The organism is Hymenobacter sp. M1-2, from assembly GCF_057808495.1.
Genome location: NZ_JBTYZO010000054.1, coordinates 1 through 2,667, shown reverse-complemented (window position 1 = coordinate 2,667; position 2,667 = coordinate 1). Strand labels below are relative to the sequence as shown.

The 2,667-nt window shown below is 62.3% G+C and carries 2 protein-coding genes; both read left to right on the top strand.

Annotated features, from left to right (window positions below):
- The first annotated feature begins 59 nt into the window (after positions 1-59).
- Positions 60-1,448, top strand: coding sequence for an ethanolamine ammonia-lyase subunit EutB (locus ACYSMN_RS25435; protein WP_488926744.1), 1,389 nt, complete (start codon positions 60-62; stop codon positions 1,446-1,448).
- A 65-nt stretch (positions 1,449-1,513) separates the two neighbouring features.
- Positions 1,514-2,287: an ethanolamine ammonia-lyase subunit EutC gene (eutC, locus tag ACYSMN_RS25430; RefSeq protein WP_488926743.1), complete on the top strand. Its 774-nt coding sequence runs from the start codon at positions 1,514-1,516 to the stop codon at positions 2,285-2,287.
- The last annotated feature ends 380 nt before the right edge of the window (positions 2,288-2,667 follow it).

Genomic DNA, 2,667 nt, shown 5'->3' with positions numbered 1-2,667 from the left:
CATTGTTCATTGTTCATTGTTCATTGTTCATTGTTCATTGTTCATTGTTCATTGTCTCTATGCGTTACCGTCATACCATTCGCCAGCAAGTCTACAACTTCCCGGACCTGAAGACTTTGCTTGCCAAAGCCTCGCCCCTGCGCTCCGGCGACGTGCTGGCCGGAGTGGCCGCCGACACCTACGAGGAGCGGGTAGCGGCCCAGCTAACCCTGGCCGATGTACCCCTGCGCAACTTCCTGCACGAAGCCCTCATTCCCTACGAGCAGGACGAGGTTACGCGCCTTATTCTCGACACCCACGATGCCAACGCCTCCGCTCCCATCAGCCATTTCACCGTGGGCCAGCTGCGCGACTGGCTGCTCTCCGAAGCCGCCGACACCGAGGTGCTGCAACGCCTGGCGCCGGGCCTGACCCCGGAAATGGTGGCGGCCGTGTCCAAGCTCATGCGCAACCAGGAGCTTATTGCCGTGGCCCGCAAGTGCGAAGTGGTGACGCGCTTCCGCAACACGCTGGGCTTGCGCGGGCACCTGGCCACTCGCCTGCAACCCAACCACCCCACCGACGATGCCCGCGGCATTGCGGCCAGCCTCGTCGATGGCCTGCTCTACGGCAGTGGCGACGCCGTGCTGGGCATCAACCCCGCCACCGACAATGCCAAAGCGGTGCGCAACCTGCTGGACATGCTCGACGCCGTGCGCGAGCAATACGCCATTCCTACCCAGTCGTGCGTGCTGTGCCACGTCACTACCACGCTAGACCTTATTGGGCAGGGCGCGCCCGTAGACCTCACGTTCCAGTCTATTGGGGGCACGGAGGCTACCAATGCGAGTTTCGGGGTGAGCCTGACACTGTTGCAGGAGGCCTGGGAGGCCACACTGGCGCTGCAACGCGGCACGTTGGGGCAGCACGTGATGTACTTCGAAACCGGCCAGGGCAGCGCGCTTTCCGCCCACGCCCACCACGGCCTCGACCAGCAGACCTGTGAAGCCCGCGCCTACGCCGTGGCCCGCCGCTTTCAGCCGTTGCTGGTGAATACGGTGGTGGGCTTCATTGGCCCCGAGTACCTTTACGACGGCAAGCAAATCATTCGGGCGGCACTGGAAGATCATTTTTGCGGCAAGCTGCTGGGCCTGCCCATGGGCGTAGACGTCTGCTACACCAACCACGCCGAAGCCGACCAGGACGACATGGACAATCTGCTCACGCTGCTCGGCGTGGCGGGCTGCAACTTCATCATGGGCATTCCCGGCGCCGACGACATCATGCTCAACTACCAGTCTACCTCCTTCCACGATGCGCTCTACCTGCGCCGGGTGCTAGGCCTGCGCCCCGCCCCCGAGTTTGAAGCCTGGCTCCAACAGCAAGGCATTTTCAGCGCGCAAGGCCAGCTGCTGCCCGCCCCCGATAAGCACCGGTTGCTCACAGAGTTGCCCCAAACCTCAGCGTAAACGAAAGTCACCCAACCTACCGCGCCTTGGGGCCGCTAGCTCCCGGTGTGCTGACTACCTCTGCTATGGAAACTACGCCCGCGCTGTCGCTTGAGAATCCGCCGCCCGACCCGTGGGCCGGTCTAAAAGCCTTTACTGCCGCCCGCATTGCGCTGGGCCGCACGGGTACCAGCGTGCCGCTGCGAGAGTCGCTGGCGTTTCGGCTAGCCCACGCCCACGCCCGGGACGCGGTGTACTCGGTACTGGAAACGGAACGGCTGCTGACGGAGCTGCAAGCCTTGCAGGAGCCGGTATGCCAAGTGCACAGTCGGGCCGAAAACCGCCAGCAGTACTTACAGCGTCCCGATTGGGGCCGGCAGTTGCACGAAGAGTCGCGTCGCCAGCTGCGGGAGTTTGCTCCGCCCGCCGCCGACGTAGCCATCATCCTGGCCGATGGCTTATCGGCCACGGCCGTAAACCAGCACGCGCTGCCGCTGCTGCGCCTGCTGCTCCCGCAGTTGCAACAGGCGGGCTTGCAGTTGGCGCCGCTCGTCCTGGCCGAGCAGGCCCGCGTGGCCATCGGCGACGAAATTGGGGCGGCGCTCCATGCCCGGCTCGTGCTCGTCCTCATTGGCGAACGGCCCGGCCTCAGCTCCCCCGACAGCCTCGGCGCCTACTTCACCTACGCCCCCCGCCCCGGCCTCACCGACGAAGCCCGCAACTGCGTTTCCAACATCCGCCCCGAAGGCCTGCCCTACGCCGCCGCCGCCGACAAGCTGTTCTTTCTGCTGCGGGAGGCGCTACGCCGGCAGTTATCGGGCGTGGGGCTCAAGGATGAAATGGGGTTGTTGGGTGAGTAGCGGCACCGTCATTGAGCAGCCTCACGCGAGAAGACATGCGCATGTACGTTTACGTTACTTGGTCTTTAGCCCTATCCAACTCAAATTGCGCACTAGAGCTAGAGGCTAGTTCCCCTCCTTTTTTAAGGAGGGGTTAGGGGTGGTTGATGACGCGAGAATGACTTTTTAAATCTAGTTTTTAAAGGACGTCGAACGAGTATCAACTACCCCCTAGCCCTTCCTTAAAAGGGAGGGAAGCTAGCTTTTAATCCTAGCTTTCTAGGCTGTGTAGCTCTGTAGTCTGCAACTTGGGCTATCCTTGCTCGTTGGCGTATCTATTCACTACCTAGGTTGTACGGACAATTAGCGCAGCCACAACAAGGCCGCAACGAAATGGACCA